A 14966-nucleotide genomic window follows, 5' to 3' on the forward strand; every position below is an offset into this window, starting at 1 on the left:
TTCATGAGAAAATAGGTAGAAGTTGTATTAGATAAATTTGCTAACGGTAATGAGATTTACTAAGCTTAGTTACTGCCAATACTTATTAAGTAGTCAAATTAATTATACAATTACCAATTTGGCAGAGCATTTAGAGAGTATTAGTCATGATGCCATTAACTATTATTTGAAAAGAGAGAAATTAACACCTCGTTTACTATGGGATAACGTGAAAGACCTAGTTGAACCTGATGACAATGGTTACATAATATTTGATGATAGCGTTTTAGATAAAAGGTATTCTGAAGAAATAGAAATAGTCAGAAGACAATATAGTGGTAATGAGCATGGTATCCTTAAAGGCATTGGTGTAGTTAACTGCGTGTATGTCAACCCTACACTTCAAAGATTTTGGGTCATAGATTATCGAATTTTAATCCTGATGTCGATGGCAAAACTAAGATAGACCATGTGAAAGACATGCTCCAAAGCCTTGTGTATCATAAGTTTTTACCATTTGATACTGTTTTGATGGATACATGGTATGCGGTACACAGTTTAATGCTATATATTGATAGCTTAGACAAAATTTATTATTGCCCTTTAAAAAATAATCGTTTAGTTGATGATACTTTTGATAAAAAAATATAAACGGATTGAATTATTAGAATGGAACCAAGAAGAATTAGACTGTGGTAAAATCATAAAAATTAAAGGGTTCCCAGCTAATAAAAAAGTGAAACTATTCCGGGTTACTGTTTCTACCAACAGAACGGATTATGTCGCCACTAACGATTTATCTCAAAGTTCCACGGATGTTGTACAAGAGGTGTGTAAAATTCGTTGGAACATAGAGGAGTTTCACAGGGAAATTAAACAACTAACTGGCATTGAATCTTGTCAGTGCCGGAAAGCTAGGCTTCAAAGAAATCATATTGCTTGTGCAATGTTGGTTTGGGTTAGGTTAAAGAATTTAGCCTATAGAACTGGCCAAACTATCTATCAAATCAAGCATAACTTGCTTTCTAATTATTTAATTCAGCAACTGAAATGCCCAAGTATTCTTATGTGCTTGGTTTGATTTAAATTGTCGCGTGTCAAGGCTGCGCCCTGCCCGCTATTTGTGCCAGTTGCGTAAGTCCTGTTAATGTCGAATTTTAGAGAATTGGTTTTATTGTTTATTTGCAGGTGTTTCTTGAGCAGACAACCCGAACACTCGGAACAACAAAGCTGCTGAAAAGTTAATGCCGCATAGTTGCAAAAATAATAATAACAGCTCCGAAATTGCCATATCCCATCTGCCAATTGCACTTGCCATACCCACAATTCCCGCAGGTGGAGCTAAGGAAGCGGCAACTAACATCCCGGTTGCTGCCCCAGATACTAAACTACTCCGTTCTGACTGCACCAAATTGAGCGCCCCTGCTGCTAATGGCAAAATCACTGCTACTGCTGAAACCTGGCTACTTTCTACCATTAAACTAGTGGGAATTTCTTGCTGTAATATCAGGCTAAGTAACCAAGTGGTGGCAATTGTGACTGCTAAAGCAGCAAAATATCGTAAAATACTCCGTTCCAGGAGTTTGTGATCGCTACTGCATGGGGCGATCGCTGTATTCATTGCTGGATCTGCAAAGGGTGCTATCAGCATTGCCGCCATCAGCAAGTAAGCTCTATTAGTATATAAGCCAATCCAGACTATAAAGCCTGCCAGTGCTGCATAACCAAGAAAACCTCGCCAAGAGCCAACACTTTGCAAACCAGAAAGAAAAATCTCAATCGGACTGCGTTCTTCCACATCTACAACTTGTTGCGGCGCTTCCGATGCAGGGGGTTGCAGAGTCATCATACCAGTTGATATTAGCGTAATTTGTACTTTGGGCAATTCTTGCAACTTCTCCAGAACTTTGCCAACTTCTCGATTAGAAACATGAACAATCATTACATCAATCGGTTCTTCTGCATTTCCTTCAAATCTAGCCAGATTTGCGCCGTTATGAGATTTGGCAATATCGATAACAGCTTTTCCATTTCCCCGTGGTACTTGGATAATGAGTTGACGCATTCTACCCTCCTACCGCTAACCATCTTGCTTTTTCAGACAATAACTCTACTATCCAAAGAAAGATTATTTGAAAGATGTATCTCATATTCAATTAACACTTAATTTTTGTTCGTAGAATTATTACATAGTAAAATGACTGAAAGTTAAGGTAGTAAAAATATGACGGGTTATCCAGGTGGATACTTTCGTCCCAATCAATCGGTTTCTAAGGTTGAGGCTATAGTTGCTTTAAACAAAGGACTGAATCTAACTACTGGTACATCAGCAGTTACTGTACCCACAGTCATACAGGGAGTAGTTCCCCAAAAAAGCACAGGAAAAGCTGTAAAAAGACGTATAATGCCACTAGCATTTACTACTTTAATGCAGCCTTTATTAATATCAAAAGCCCCAGCCGTAGTAGCTAATGCTATAAATCTTAACCGTCCTGCATCATTTATTATTACTAACACTTATGCAGATGCCAATAATATTCCGCAATATGCAGTTGGAGATGTAGCAGCCGCAACTAAAGCAAATATAGTGGTCAACTATCCAAATCCTAAAGTTCTTAATCCAAGTAAACCTGCAACTAGAGGAGAGATTACAGCTTTAGTTTATAAAACTTTAGTTTCCCAAGGAAAGATAGAACCAATTTCTACTAATTTACCTGCCAATCAGTATATTGTTCGTACTCCTGTCAACAAAAAAAATGCTCAATAAGTACTAATTTCTCGAAGACTTTTGCTGATTTAAGGTTTAACAACTTAGTTATAAGCCTCTATAATCTTATGCAGAGGTTTACTTTTGGTTTAATTAAAGCTATTTTTTTAAAACCATTAATTCCACAATAGTGATTTTTAGATATTAATATTTTTCTACAGAAATAAGGAGTAAAAATATATATTCACAATTTTAAATATAGATGATGTAAGGTTGTAAAACAACAAAAACTTGAAGGGAATTTACAATCCAAGCCGCGAGGAAAGCCACAATTTAGCCATTTAACAAATGCCGACACAGAGTTAAGAGAATTAGTTGAATCATATCCAGATGCAACATTGATAGAGTTGTGTGAATTATTTGCAGACAAGACTGGCAATTGGATAGGTCGAAATGCAATGTGTCGTGCGTTACAGAAATTAGGATTAAATCGGAAAAAAAGCAAAGCGGAGTACCCAAGCAGGGACTCTTAGAGTCCTGAATAAAAGAAGAGATTATTGGGAAAAGGTCAAACATATACAGCAGATTTCAAGTTTATGAAGTACACAACATAGGTCTCAAAGTCAGATATAAAGCCCGTTTTCCTTTCCAATTCTGTCTAAGTTTTGTTCTTTTAAAGAAGCTTTACGACGCTGTTGCTTTAATCGTAAACCTGCTCCAGTTACGCCTATGCCAATTAGGGCAGTAGTATATGTTGGTTCTGGAACCTGCTGGGCAGTTTGCAAAGAGAATGTCAGTTTAGCTAAACCCTTAGAAGGAGTTCCTGGTGGGCTAAGTTTATCTTCTTCAATAAAACTTATTGCGCCTGTAGCATTCTTGAACAAGCCTGTCCCGCCAAAAATAGTTATAGTACCACCACCCTTGATAGTCTGCCCTGCAAAGTTAATTTCCGCAGTATCACTAGCTCTGCCAAATAACTCATTAGCACCGCCATAATACCTGTCAAAAAGTATTGGTTCATCCTTTAAGCCAAATACGATTGGATCTGAATTAAAGGTATATTTGTTGATGGATGGATTGACAATCGGCTCAAGCTTGCCATAAGTATTGCTGGTAAATGAATTCAACCCATAAGGAGCGGGTTCGACGCTTTCGCCTGTAATAGTTGCCCTGACAATACCTAGGTCTGGTCTAAAGTTTGGATCAATGACAACTGATGTATTGTAGTCCGAGGAAAATGTATAAATATTATTATCAGTAGACTGTGCTGATACAGTTTTTATATTCAACCCAAAACTTAGTGTAGACAAGATTAAAGGTATGGTCCACGTGATATTTAAACTAAGCATAATTTTCCTTTTTGAGCCGTTGAAGAAGAACTCAGAAGCCAGAATGGGCTGGGCCCCGCTACGCTAACAGGAGCGGAGTCGGTGACGCTCTGCCAAGGTGTCAGAATGCAATCAGTGGCTGGTCTCAAACCAGTTTATTCAGACGCTCGCAGACTCGCTCTAAGCGTTCGCGTTAGCGTCTCGTAGAGAAGCCATGCCGTTGGCGAAGCCTCTCGTTCGCGTTAGCGTCTCTAAAAGAGAAGAGAAGGCTTTACGCTGCGCTATCTGCCAGTAGAACAGAATTCATTCTGAATTCTGTTCTGATAAAAGATAATACAAACTCCCGCACGGAGCGGATATTTATATTATCAAGTGCGCTAACGATCGCATTTGTTGGTAACTATTACAAAATATATTAAATTTAATTTTTGGTTATTTCAAGTGTTACTGCTTTGGAACTACAGGATTATTTTTAGGTAAATTGCGATAAAATATGCAAGATAATTTTAATAGCTTTTGTGTTAAAATTTTAAGCTCATTTATTGTTACTGTTATAATGGCTATTGCTCATGACTTAGGTAAAAATTGTTTAACAGTTATGGAGATACTCGGATCATCTTTAAATGATATTTACTCGGTAAGAGTCAAATCCTGATGATATGCAATCTATAGAAACATTTTTCACTACTCACCTCATTGGCGATCGCTTACAGCTTGAACATCTTGACCAGTTGTGCATTATGCATCAAGATCCTCAAGTTATGGCAGCTCTTGGAGGCGTTCGTTCTCAGGAGCAATCAAAGCAATTTTTCTATAAAATCTGGAACACTGGGAGTGTTACGGTTTTGGGTTATGGGTGTTTCGAGATAAAGTGGATAATATAGAGGCGATTTAAAAGGCTAAAGGCATCGCTTGAGAATAAAAAAGAAAGGTTGGGATATGTTTTTATAATCCATAATTCCTAACACAGTATTTTCATCTACTTTTCTAAAAGAATCATTGATTGGCAAATAATCATAAATCATTGTAGCAGTCACTTTTTCTCTATACTCCATCATTCGCAGTCTGGCTTGACTTTTCTCGGTTTTAAGTAAAGAATTAATTAAGATCAGCAATGGTTTGAAAGAATTATTTTTTGGGATCGGCAATTTTAAAACCCAGTTCATTAAAGTGGGGTTAGGCGCAACCTGAAAAATCTCTCCTCGACTATCTAAAAATAATAAAGGATGAACATTTTCAGAATCTATGAACTCCTTACCATACCAATTGGAAATTTCCAATAAGCCATCCATTGGATGATTTGTATGCAGTCCAGACCCGTGCCAACGACCAAACATAAAGCCTAAATTTACGGGTTCAAGGGTGTCAAACAATTCTAAAGCTTTTTCTGTCGTAGTTTTACCCGTTTCCAGTATCAACTGATAATTTCTTAATATTTCCATTGTTACTGTCCTTAGCTCGACTTTATCCATTTTTCTCTACGGGTCATCACAAATTTAGGCGATCGCTAAAAGATGTGGGTTTTGTTGCATACATAACATTTCAATACAGTCGTGGTGAATACTGCTGAAACGAGCAATACACTGAGACTGAAGGAGAATTGTGTGTATCTTCCCGTGAATACAACAATACCAGTTGAAATCGCCAGTATCCTACTACCGTTTAGGGCGCTGTTTACCAAGCCAGTCTGGTGTCATGTCCAAACTTTAGTAATGGGAACGATTTTAACAACAGGTAAACGTACCATTACTTCGGTACTTGTAGTCATGGGACTGAATCAGGAGGAACACTTCCAGAATTATCATTGTGTATTAAATCGCGCAGTATGGTCAAGTTTGGAAGCAAGCCGAATTTTATTAATGCTTATGGTAACAGTTTTTTTACCAAGCGGGTCAGTGATCATAGGAATAGATGATACGATTGAACGCCGTAAAGGCAAGAAAATTAAGGCAAAAGGAATATATAGAGACCCAGTACGTTCAAGTAACAGTCAAGTTGTATACGTTTACACCCATGCTTCTTTTTAAATTTAGGAAAACCTACACCCTTCTTCCCTTGGATCTTCTTGAAGTCAGCAAAAAAGTTTTTGTATGCTGTCTCTAAATTCTTGAGCAAATTCTGTAAGAAGTTAAAAAATGAGTTTGTTTGTTGTAACACTAGAATTTAATTGTTGCAGATGGCTTGTAATCATATAGCCATTTATGAAAATCATCATTAACACTCATTGTCTGTTCCCGTTGCCCGTTTGATGCCACGGTGTTAGATTCGTAGTAGCGCATCTCACCCAAAGCGCTACGAGCTTGGATAATTTCTGTGCGCTGCATACGACGCTGTTCGTAGCTAGTTAAGGCTTCTTGGAGATTAGCTGATTGAGAAAAACACTCTCGCAATTCATAAGCATCTTCAAAAGTAGTATTCGCTCCCTGTCCCATAGCTGGAGCCATCGGATGGGCAGCATCGCCTAAAAGTGTAACTCTGCCTTGACTCCAGTGAGTTAATGGTGGGCGATCGCAAATCGGCCCTTCCCAAATTTGCTCGGCTGGTGTTGCTTGTACTACCACTTGAAAGGATTCATCCCAATCAGCCAATTCATGGAGAATACGAGATTTGACTTCATCGGCGCTGTGGCAAAGAGAGTATTCAGGAGAAAACTTACGACTAATCCAACTCATATAGCCGCCGCCCACATTCAGAAGGTACATGAACTGTTGATTGCCTTTGACGAACACTAATTCATAGTCATTAAATAGCTCGTGGTGATATTTGATGACGGCACGCCAACACATACTACCAATATAATTAGGCTTACCCTCGCCAAATAAAATTTCTCTAATTACAGAGTTAACACCATCAGCGCCAATCAGTAAATCTGCATATACCGATTTTTCGCCATCAAAACGAATTTCCACACCGTTTTCATCTTGCTCAAAGCCGATACAGCGATGATTGAGATGAACTATATCAGATGGTAGTCTAGATGCTAAGACTTGCTGTAGACGATACCACCAAACAGTCACTAATGGCTGTCCATATTTCTCTTGGTATTTACTTGCATTAGCCCGGATTGTTTCTCCCCGAAAATTCTTTAAAACCGTGTGGTGAACCTCACACCCTGAACCTTTGAGGGTTTCGACAATTCCCGGTGCGATCGCATCTAAAAAATTCAAGCCATTGGGAGCTAGCCCTAGCCCAGTTCCAGCCGGACGAAACTCTTGAGCTTTTTCGTATATTTGAACGTCTATCCCTTGGCTTCTCAGTGCTATAGCAGCAGCTAAACCGCCTGGGCCAGCACCAACAATGGCAACTTTTTCTACTATGGGTTGGGATAATTTCTCTGTTGGGTTTATATTCATAATGTGAGGTTAACTATCTGAGCTACAAAAAAGTAATAATAGACTGTGGTGGAAGTTGACTACTTTTCAGACTTGTTTCTTCAGCCCCAAGTTTTTCCTATTGCCCGCCAATGCAAATCAATTCTAAAATCAAAGCGGACTGCGAGATCAAATCCAATAAACATCTGAAAAAATATTAGTATCATATTCAACATGGAAGAAAAGTTTTTAGCTCCAATCACTTCAAACTCTCTTACCCAAAAGTTGCAAATATTTGCTTCCGAAGAAGTAGAATTATCGCTGAATATCAATAATATCTCCTACTCAGTAAAACTAGAACCTCGCGTTACTTTACTAGATGCACTCCGAGAAAAGCTGGGTTTGATGGGCACTAAAAAAGCTTGCGATCGTGGTGAATGTGGTGCATGTACTATTCTAATCAATGGTCGCCGAATTAACTCCTGTATGACTCTAGCAGTAATGCATATCGACGCTGAAATTACCACAATTGAGGGATTAGCGCAAGATGACAAACTCCACCCCATGCAAACAGCCTTTATCACCCATGATGCTTTTCAATGTGGATACTGCACATCGGGTCAAATTGTATCAGCCGTAGGGATGATATTAGAAGAACCACCAAAATCTGAGGCAGAAATTCGAGAAAAAATGAGTGGAAACCTTTGCCGTTGTGGAGCATATCCAAATATTATTGCGGCGATTCGGGATGTGCTAGAGGAAATGGAAAATGCAGCCATTTAGTTATGCTAAAGTTACTTCACAAGATGCTGCGCTCGCTACAGTTGAACAAAACGAAACTGCTGCATTTATCGCTGGTGGCACAGATTTACTGGGATTAATGAAAGATGGAGTCCAAACAGCGAATATATTAATTGATATTAATAGTTTGCCCTTAACAGATATTGTATCTCTTGCGAATGGAATCCGTATTGGTGCAATCTCTCGTATGAGTGATGTGGCTTTTCATCCCAAAATTCAGGAATGTTATCCAGTAATTAGCCAAGCATTGTTACAAAGTGCTTCACCGCAGTTACGAAATATGGCAACAGTGGGCGGTAATCTACTACAACGAGTCCGTTGTGGCTACTTTCGCGATCCGGTTTTTCCTTGTAATAAACGCACCCCAGGTTTAGGTTGTGCCGCAATTACAGGCTACAATCGAATGCACGCTATTTTCGGAGCAAGTGAACATTGTATTGCCGTTCATCCTTCCGATTTAGCTGTAGCATTAACGGCATTAGATGCGATGATTTACATCCAAGGGGTAGAAAAAGAACGTCAAATTTCAATTCATGATTTTTATCTCTTACCAGGTGATACACCAGAAAAAGAAACTTTATTACAGCCTGGAGAATTAATCATTGCTATTGAAGTCCCAAATTCTGTATATAAGTCCTATTATTTAAAAGTTAGAGATCGGGCTTCCTACCAATTTGCTCTCGTTTCCGTAGCTATTGCCGTAGAGTTAGAACAGGACATAATTCAATCAGCACGAATCGCTTTTGGTGGGGTAGCACCCAAACCTTGGCGTGCAAGGGATGCTGAGGAATTTCTCAAAGGTAAAGCAATTAACGAAGCTACCTTTACAGCCGCAGGAGAAGCAGCTGTTAAAGAAGCAAAACCGCAGACACATAATGAATTCAAAATTGAATTAGTCAAAGGCGCTTTGGTACGTGCGCTTTCAGTTGTGACAGAAAAATTATGAATAAAATTATCGGTAAACCGCTTGATCGCGTTGATGGCAAACTCAAAGTTACCGGAGAAGCACCCTATACAGCCGATGTTGCTATAGAAAATTTAACTTATGGAGTGATTTTTCAAAGTGCGATCGCAAGCGGTAAAGTTATCCAAATAGATACATCCGCCGCCACCGCCGTCCCTGGTGTTGTAGATATCATTACCTACAAACAAACTCCATCTCTGGTAAAAATCCCCTTCTTTTCACCTCCCCAGCCTCAAGCAACCGAAAAAGACGATAATATTTACTACGATGGTCAACATTTGGGCATTGTAATTGCCCAAACTTTAGAACAAGCCGAAACCGCTGCCTCCCTAGTTAAAATTATCTACGAAGAAGCCACTGCGATAGTCACAGTAGCAGATGCAGAGATATTTGAACCCGAATCAATATTTTTTGGCATGATGCCAGGTAAAATCACCAGGGGGGATGTGGAATCTGGGAAAGCTCAAGCAGATGTTCTGGTAGAGCAAATTTATACCACGCCAATGGAACATCATAATCCCCTAGAGCCTTCTGGAACGATCGCAATCTGGGAAGGAGATAATTTGACGCTGTATGAAACTACTCAAGGCATTTCCGCAACCCAAAAAGCGATCGCATCTGTTCTGAATATTCCTCAAGAAAATGTCCGTGTTATCTCTAAATATTTAGGCGGAGGATTTGGTTGTAAGGCATTGTTGCGATCGCATACTATTTTAGCTGCGATCGCATCTCGTCAAGTAAAACGCCCTGTAAAAGTTGTGCTAACGCGATCGCAAATGTACACTGCTTGCGGGCACAGATCCCAAACTCAGCAGCAGCTAACGTTAGGTGCAACCAAAGAGGGCAGACTAACCCTGATCGATCACATTGGTACATCTTTAACTTCCCTCTTCGATGACTTTGTAGAACCTGTGGGTGCAGCAACCACAATGATGTACGCCTGTCCCAATTTGGAAATTAAATACCGTTTGGCACGCATCAATACTGCCACACCAACCTTTATGCGGGGCCCGGGAGAAGCAACGGGAATGTTTGCCTTAGAATCGGCAATGGATGAACTGGCATACACCTTAAATATTGACCCAATTGAACTAAGATTAATAAATCATGCAGATATCGAGCCGCACAAAGGATTACCTTGGTCAACTAAATCCCTGAAAGAATGTTACCAAAAAGGAGCAGAAATTTTTGGTTGGTTACAACGCAATCCAGTTCCCCGTTCCATGCGAGATCATCATTTTTTGATTGGTTGGGGAATGGCAAGTGCGACGTTTCCCACGAACATTCAAACTGCATCAGTTAAGGTAAAAATTTTTGCTACTGGAGAAGTGAAAGTACAAAGTGGTACTCAAGACATTGGGACAGGCACTTATACAGTGATGACGCAAGTAGCTGCTGAAGTATTAGGCTTACCAGTGCAGTTTGAACTAGGTGATACTAATCTTCCTAAAGCCCCGATTACAGGGAACTCAATTACCGTTGCCAGTGTTTCCCCGGCGGTACATCAAGCAGCGATCGCCGCACGGGATCAGATAATTAAAATGGCGATCGCAGATCCAAATTCTTTGCTTTACGGATCGCAAGCAGAAGGTATTATTGTCGAGTCAGGGCAAATATTTTTAAAACAAGACCCATCGAAGCGAGACAGCTACACCGATATTCTCCGCCGTCATGGATTAGAAAGTTTAGAAGTTACAGAAGAATCTTCAATCAATCCAGAGGGCAAAGAATACGCCAAACACTCATTTGGGGCAATATTTGTGGAAGTTGCAGTTGATGAATTGTTGGGAGAAATCAAAGTTAGACGTTGCGTAGGCGTTTATGGTGCAGGGCGAATTCTCAACTTCAAGACAGCGCGGAGTCAAGTTATCGGCGGGATTACATGGGGAATCGGTATGGCGCTGATGGAGAAAACTGTAATGGATCCTAATCAGGGCAGAATAGTTGGTGCTAACTTTTCAGATTACCTGATTCCGGTTCATGCAGATATCCCAAATATGGAAGTGCAATTTGTTGAAGAACACGATCCTTATGTGAATGCACTAGGAACCAAAAGTTTGGGCGAACTTCCGATTGTTGGGGTAGCAGCAGCTATATCTAATGCAGTGTATCATGCCACAGGTAAACGGATTCGTGACCTACCAATTACACCAGACAAGTTGTCTGAATCCGGGATTGATTAGCATTTCTAGATTACACAGATGATTAAATTGAAGAAGGCTAACTGAATCTTGAATCCTGACTCCTGAATTCTGTTGTGATAAATCATTGAAGAAGGCAGGAGGCAGGAGGCAGGTGGTCGCCGAGCGCAGCCGAGGTGAGGCAGGAGGCAGATCGCGCAGCGTATCGCAGACACGCTGCGCGATCTGCCATTTGCATTTCTAGATAAAAAATATCATGGACTAAAACGATCATTCATTTGTGCCAAAAGTCATGGTCAAATTCATGACTTTTTTCATTAGTCATTTTGTCAAAGATTTATATAATATTCGTATTCAAACAAAGTTATATTGCGATATTAAACCCCAAAAGAAAATATTTTTGCCATTATATTTAGATATGTTTACCGGATAATTTAAAAATACTGTGTATTAGTTAATAGAGATAAAATAGAGCTATTAACTATGCCTTTTACACCCTATATTTTAGTTTGGACTTTCCTATTCAGTTTGCTAAGTCTTAATTCCCAAATACAGATAAATAAATTATCCCAGACCCTGTATCCTACTTATAAAACACAACAGTTATTTTCAGAGATCGCCAAATCTAATACTCCCAGTACCCCTGTACCTTATAGAGGCGGTGGACGTAGATATTTAATTGAACCTTTCAAAAATATTGCTCCTCTTGTTTAATAACCAGAAGCTTAGAGAACTCCACAAAAAAGATGATCCAATAGCTAGTGTACTAATCTAGTCTACGTCCTAATTTTCATAGCTATAGCTATAAAAGTAGCAATATTGCCCGAGTTTGCGTGAAACTCAAGCCCAAAATTACAATTTCTGACCACTTTGCACAGATGTCAGATCCACGAATAGATCGCACAAAACGTCATAAGCTAATCGATATTTTGACTATGTTTTCGAGCTACTGACATCAGCCTCTGTGGACAATACGCTGCTGAAAAAGCACGACCAAAAGTAAGAAGCCACCACGGAGTACGAGCTGCCACCAAGGAGTAATGGTTCCTTCAAGATTTAAAAGATTGTACATCATTCCTAGTAAAAGTACACCGACTAGCGTCGGAAACACGCTCCCCTGACCCCCTGCGAGAAATGTTCCTCCCATGACGCTGGCGGCGATCGCATCTGTCTCCCAGCCGAAGGCAGCCACAGGCTGACCCGCTCCTAAACGACCTGCGAGAATAATACCAGCAAGTCCTGAAAGCAACCCGCTAAATGTGTAGACTGCAAGCTTTACTTGGTTTGGGTTCACGCCCATGAGTCGGGAGGCCTCCTCATTGTTGCCAATAGCGAATATGTGCAAACCTAATCGGCTTCTGTGCAGCATAAACCAAGCAGCAAAATATAAGAGTGCAACTATCAGCACGGGTACAGGAACCCAACCAATAAACCCTCTACCCAGCCAAACAAGTCCCGATGCTGTCGATGATACAGCAACGGACTTTTCCTCGGTGATGCTCAACGCCAGTCCGCGGGCGGCGCTGGCAGTGAATAAGGTAACAACGAACGGCTGGAGCCGCGCGCGAGACACTAGAAGACCATTGACTACACCGAGCAACGTAGTGCTAGCAATGCCACCGACGATCGCCGCGAAGCTTCCTTGTCGGGCAAGCATTGCTGCGACAACACCGCCTAGAGCAACGAGGGAACCCACGGACAGATCGATTCCTCCACTCAGAATCACAACAGTCATGCCCAGCGCCACGATCGCCAGCATACTGTTCTGTCGCATGATGTTCATAAGATTAAGAGGTGTCAGGAACGTTTCATAACGAAAGGATGCGAAAACAGCCAAACTAAGGAGCGCGAGCAGCACGCCCTGGGAGTTGAGGAGCTTGGCAAGACGCTTCAACAGCCGCAAACCCGCAAGCGCAAGAGACTTTGTGGCAGCCATGACGCGTTAAACCTCCTTAGGACGCTGCAAAAAAATGGCGAAAAGAATGATTACGGATTTCAAAACTAATGACCAGGTAAACGGAATCAGCAGCATATTGAAACTTGTAGAGATCACTTGCATTAGCAAGGCTCCGACAACAGTGCCGAGGACATTTGCACGTCCACCGGAGAAGGGTGTACCGCCAAGAACAACAGCCGCGATCGCATCAAATTCCGCGTTGACACCGACCTTGCTCGGATCGCCCATGCCAAACCTCGCTGTCTCGACAAGTCCGGCAAATCCGGCAAGCAGGGCACTAATTATATAGACTATATATTTCACGCGCTCCGCACGGATACCCGCAAGCCGTGCAGCCTCCTCGTTGCCGCCGACTGCAACGATATGACGGCCGAAAAGCGTAGAGCGGATACAGAAGAAAGCTCCCGCGATCGCTACTGTCGTAATTACAACCTGAATTGGTATAGAACCGAATCTTCTGTTCGATGCTGGCTGCCTTGATATCAAGACGCTCCATGAAACGCAGGGCAAGCTCGCTCTGTCGTTTTTTGGAAACAATGCCCCATTGCGTAAGGTTCGGTAGTGCAGCAAGAGTGAGGTTTTCGCGCACCGAAAGCTCAGGAATGATGCCGTCCGCCTTGCGATCCTCTGAAAGGAAAGCTATCCCAGCGTCGATCGCATCATGAGGATCGCGCAGAGATAAAAGACTACCTTCGAGTTTTACAGTTCCACCCTCAAGGGGTTCAGCCCCGAACAAGGCACGCACCGTTTCACTACGACCAGAGCCGAGCAAACCCGCAAGCCCAACGATTTCGCCATGCTGCACTTCAATGGAAACACCATTGAGCCGTTTTTTATATTTGAGAGCTTCCGCTTGGAGTAGCACTGGCTGACCTAACATGTTTTGCGACTGTCTCGCGAACGCCGTGACTCTTTTGCTTACCTCTTCGGGCTTACGACCTAGCATAAAACAAACGAGTTCCAGACGAGTGAGCATGGACAGCGATCGCGTCACAATGTTGCGTCCATCACGCAGTACTGTCACGCGATCGCACACGGTGTAAAGTTCTTCAAAACGGTGGCTGATGTAGACGATGGATGTCCCTTCCGACTTTAGCCGCCGCATGACATCAAAAAGAACAGAAACTTCAGTTTTCGTCAGCGAACTCGTGGGTTCATCGAGGATAAGTACCCGCGCACCAAAAGATATAGCGCGGGCGATCGCCACCATCTGGCGATGGGCAATATTCAGCGAACCAACTACTGAGTGCGGGTCGATATGCAACCCCAGGCGCTTTAGGATATCGGCCGCCCTAGCGTTCATAGCCCGTCTATCAATGATGCCGAAGCGATTAGGCTCCCTGCTCAGAAAAATATTCTCGGCAACGGTTCGCAAACCCACCAGTTGAATCTCCTGATAGACGGCTACAATGCCTGCCGCCTGCGCTTGGATCGGGTTCTCGAATGCAACGGTTTTCTGGTCGTACTCCATAACACCTGAGTCTCGCCGATAAGCCCCCGTCATAATCTTGATAAGCGTTGATTTGCCAGCACCATTTTCTCCAACCAGTGCATGGATCTCGCCTGCCTTCAGTTCAAAATCCACCCCCCACAGCGCTGGCACGCCGGAAAAACTTTTTTTTATGCCTGTCATCCACAGGACATTTCGAGTCGCCTGATTCATCGGCTTTACCTAGTTTTTGTCTTTATTGCCGATAGTGGAGATCCTTGACTTGGCACCATAGTAAGTAATATTTATTTATCTATCGTGGTGGTTCAGGAAAGTTCCAGGTTATCTT

12 protein-coding genes and 3 pseudogenes are annotated in these 14966 nt (G+C 41.7%); 8 read left to right on the forward strand and 7 right to left on the reverse strand.

Annotated features, from left to right (window positions below):
* The first annotated feature begins 49 nt into the window (after window positions 1-49).
* A pseudogene (locus tag NPUN_RS38865) lies at window positions 50-1060 on the forward strand (IS701 family transposase).
* A gap of 108 nt (window positions 1061-1168) precedes the next feature.
* Here the strand turns inward: NPUN_RS38865 and NPUN_RS11255 are convergent.
* Window positions 1169-2044 (reverse strand): annotated as a pseudogene (locus tag NPUN_RS11255) (DUF389 domain-containing protein); the annotation flags it as partial.
* Window positions 2045-2203: 159 nt separating this feature from the next.
* Here NPUN_RS11255 and NPUN_RS11260 point away from each other — a divergent pair.
* On the forward strand, window positions 2204-2746 hold the full coding sequence (locus NPUN_RS11260) for an S-layer homology domain-containing protein (RefSeq protein ID WP_012408830.1): 543 nt from the start codon (window positions 2204-2206) through the stop codon (window positions 2744-2746).
* Between the two features lie 563 nt (window positions 2747-3309).
* On the opposite strand, the gene NPUN_RS11265 is transcribed toward NPUN_RS11260, so the two are convergent.
* Window positions 3310-4035: a hypothetical protein gene (locus tag NPUN_RS11265; protein WP_012408831.1), complete on the reverse strand. Its 726-nt coding sequence runs from the start codon at window positions 4033-4035 to the stop codon at window positions 3310-3312.
* A gap of 638 nt (window positions 4036-4673) precedes the next feature.
* Between NPUN_RS11265 and NPUN_RS11270 the strand changes: the two genes are divergently transcribed.
* Window positions 4674-4898, forward strand: a complete 225-nt coding sequence (locus tag NPUN_RS11270; protein ID WP_052304584.1) for a GNAT family protein — start codon at window positions 4674-4676, stop codon at window positions 4896-4898.
* Between the two features lie 15 nt (window positions 4899-4913).
* On the opposite strand, the gene NPUN_RS11275 is transcribed toward NPUN_RS11270, so the two are convergent.
* Window positions 4914-5486, reverse strand: a complete 573-nt coding sequence (locus NPUN_RS11275) for a DUF4334 domain-containing protein (protein WP_234711078.1) — start codon at window positions 5484-5486, stop codon at window positions 4914-4916.
* A gap of 144 nt (window positions 5487-5630) precedes the next feature.
* Between NPUN_RS11275 and NPUN_RS11280 the strand changes: the two genes are divergently transcribed.
* The gene (locus NPUN_RS11280; RefSeq protein WP_234711079.1) at window positions 5631-6041 is read left to right on the forward strand and encodes a transposase; all 411 of its coding nucleotides are present in this window, start codon (window positions 5631-5633) and stop codon (window positions 6039-6041) included.
* Window positions 6042-6170: 129 nt separating this feature from the next.
* Here NPUN_RS11280 and NPUN_RS11285 read toward each other — a convergent pair whose 3' ends face one another.
* Entirely contained in the window at window positions 6171-7367 is a 1197-nt protein-coding gene (locus tag NPUN_RS11285; RefSeq protein WP_012408834.1) for an FAD-dependent oxidoreductase, read from the reverse strand.
* Window positions 7368-7559: 192 nt separating this feature from the next.
* Here NPUN_RS11285 and NPUN_RS11290 point away from each other — a divergent pair, with 192 nt between their 5' ends.
* The 4 genes from NPUN_RS11290 (at window position 7560) to patX (ending at window position 11945) form a co-directional block, all read left to right on the forward strand.
* Window positions 7560-8108: a (2Fe-2S)-binding protein gene (locus tag NPUN_RS11290; protein ID WP_012408835.1), complete on the forward strand. Its 549-nt coding sequence runs from the start codon at window positions 7560-7562 to the stop codon at window positions 8106-8108.
* Window positions 8095-9072, forward strand: a complete 978-nt coding sequence (locus NPUN_RS11295; protein ID WP_012408836.1) for an FAD binding domain-containing protein — start codon at window positions 8095-8097, stop codon at window positions 9070-9072. Before NPUN_RS11290 ends, NPUN_RS11295 begins: the two co-directional genes overlap by 14 nt.
* On the forward strand, window positions 9069-11273 hold the full coding sequence (locus NPUN_RS11300; protein WP_012408837.1) for a xanthine dehydrogenase family protein molybdopterin-binding subunit: 2205 nt from the start codon (window positions 9069-9071) through the stop codon (window positions 11271-11273). The genes NPUN_RS11295 and NPUN_RS11300 overlap by 4 nt, the downstream gene beginning before the upstream one ends.
* A gap of 441 nt (window positions 11274-11714) precedes the next feature.
* Complete coding sequence (gene patX, locus NPUN_RS44765) at window positions 11715-11945, forward strand: heterocyst-inhibiting protein PatX (RefSeq protein ID WP_041565336.1); 231 nt, start codon at window positions 11715-11717, stop codon at window positions 11943-11945.
* A 241-nt stretch (window positions 11946-12186) separates the two neighbouring features.
* On the opposite strand, the gene NPUN_RS44770 is transcribed toward patX, so the two are convergent.
* The 3 genes and pseudogenes from NPUN_RS44770 to NPUN_RS11320 all read right to left on the reverse strand — a co-directional run.
* Complete coding sequence (locus NPUN_RS44770) at window positions 12187-13167, reverse strand: ABC transporter permease (protein ID WP_012408838.1); 981 nt, start codon at window positions 13165-13167, stop codon at window positions 12187-12189.
* A gap of 6 nt (window positions 13168-13173) precedes the next feature.
* Window positions 13174-13758, reverse strand: a complete 585-nt coding sequence (locus NPUN_RS43180) for an ABC transporter permease (RefSeq protein ID WP_336884939.1) — start codon at window positions 13756-13758, stop codon at window positions 13174-13176.
* A pseudogene (locus NPUN_RS11320) lies at window positions 13712-14851 on the reverse strand (sugar ABC transporter ATP-binding protein); the annotation flags it as partial. The gene NPUN_RS43180 and the pseudogene NPUN_RS11320, both read right to left, overlap by 47 nt.
* Window positions 14852-14966: the final 115 nt, after the last annotated feature.

It is taken from the genome of Nostoc punctiforme PCC 73102, assembly GCF_000020025.1.
GTDB classification, from domain to species: Bacteria; Cyanobacteriota; Cyanobacteriia; order Cyanobacteriales; family Nostocaceae; genus Nostoc; species Nostoc punctiforme.

Coding starts and splice junctions, on each gene's coding strand:
- patX (WP_041565336.1), top strand. CDS start 11,715: ATGCCTTTTACACCCTATATTTTAGTTTGGACTTTCCTATTCAGTTTG.
- NPUN_RS11285 (WP_012408834.1), bottom strand. CDS start 7,367: ATGAATATAAACCCAACAGAGAAATTATCCCAACCCATAGTAGAAAAA.
- NPUN_RS11275 (WP_234711078.1), bottom strand. CDS start 5,486: ATGGATAAAGTCGAGCTAAGGACAGTAACAATGGAAATATTAAGAAAT.
- NPUN_RS11300 (WP_012408837.1), top strand. CDS start 9,069: ATGAATAAAATTATCGGTAAACCGCTTGATCGCGTTGATGGCAAACTC.
- NPUN_RS11260 (WP_012408830.1), top strand. CDS start 2,204: ATGACGGGTTATCCAGGTGGATACTTTCGTCCCAATCAATCGGTTTCT.
- NPUN_RS44770 (WP_012408838.1), bottom strand. CDS start 13,167: ATGGCTGCCACAAAGTCTCTTGCGCTTGCGGGTTTGCGGCTGTTGAAG.
- NPUN_RS11290 (WP_012408835.1), top strand. CDS start 7,560: ATGGAAGAAAAGTTTTTAGCTCCAATCACTTCAAACTCTCTTACCCAA.
- NPUN_RS11265 (WP_012408831.1), bottom strand. CDS start 4,035: ATGCTTAGTTTAAATATCACGTGGACCATACCTTTAATCTTGTCTACA.
- NPUN_RS11270 (WP_052304584.1), top strand. CDS start 4,674: ATGCAATCTATAGAAACATTTTTCACTACTCACCTCATTGGCGATCGC.
- NPUN_RS11295 (WP_012408836.1), top strand. CDS start 8,095: ATGCAGCCATTTAGTTATGCTAAAGTTACTTCACAAGATGCTGCGCTC.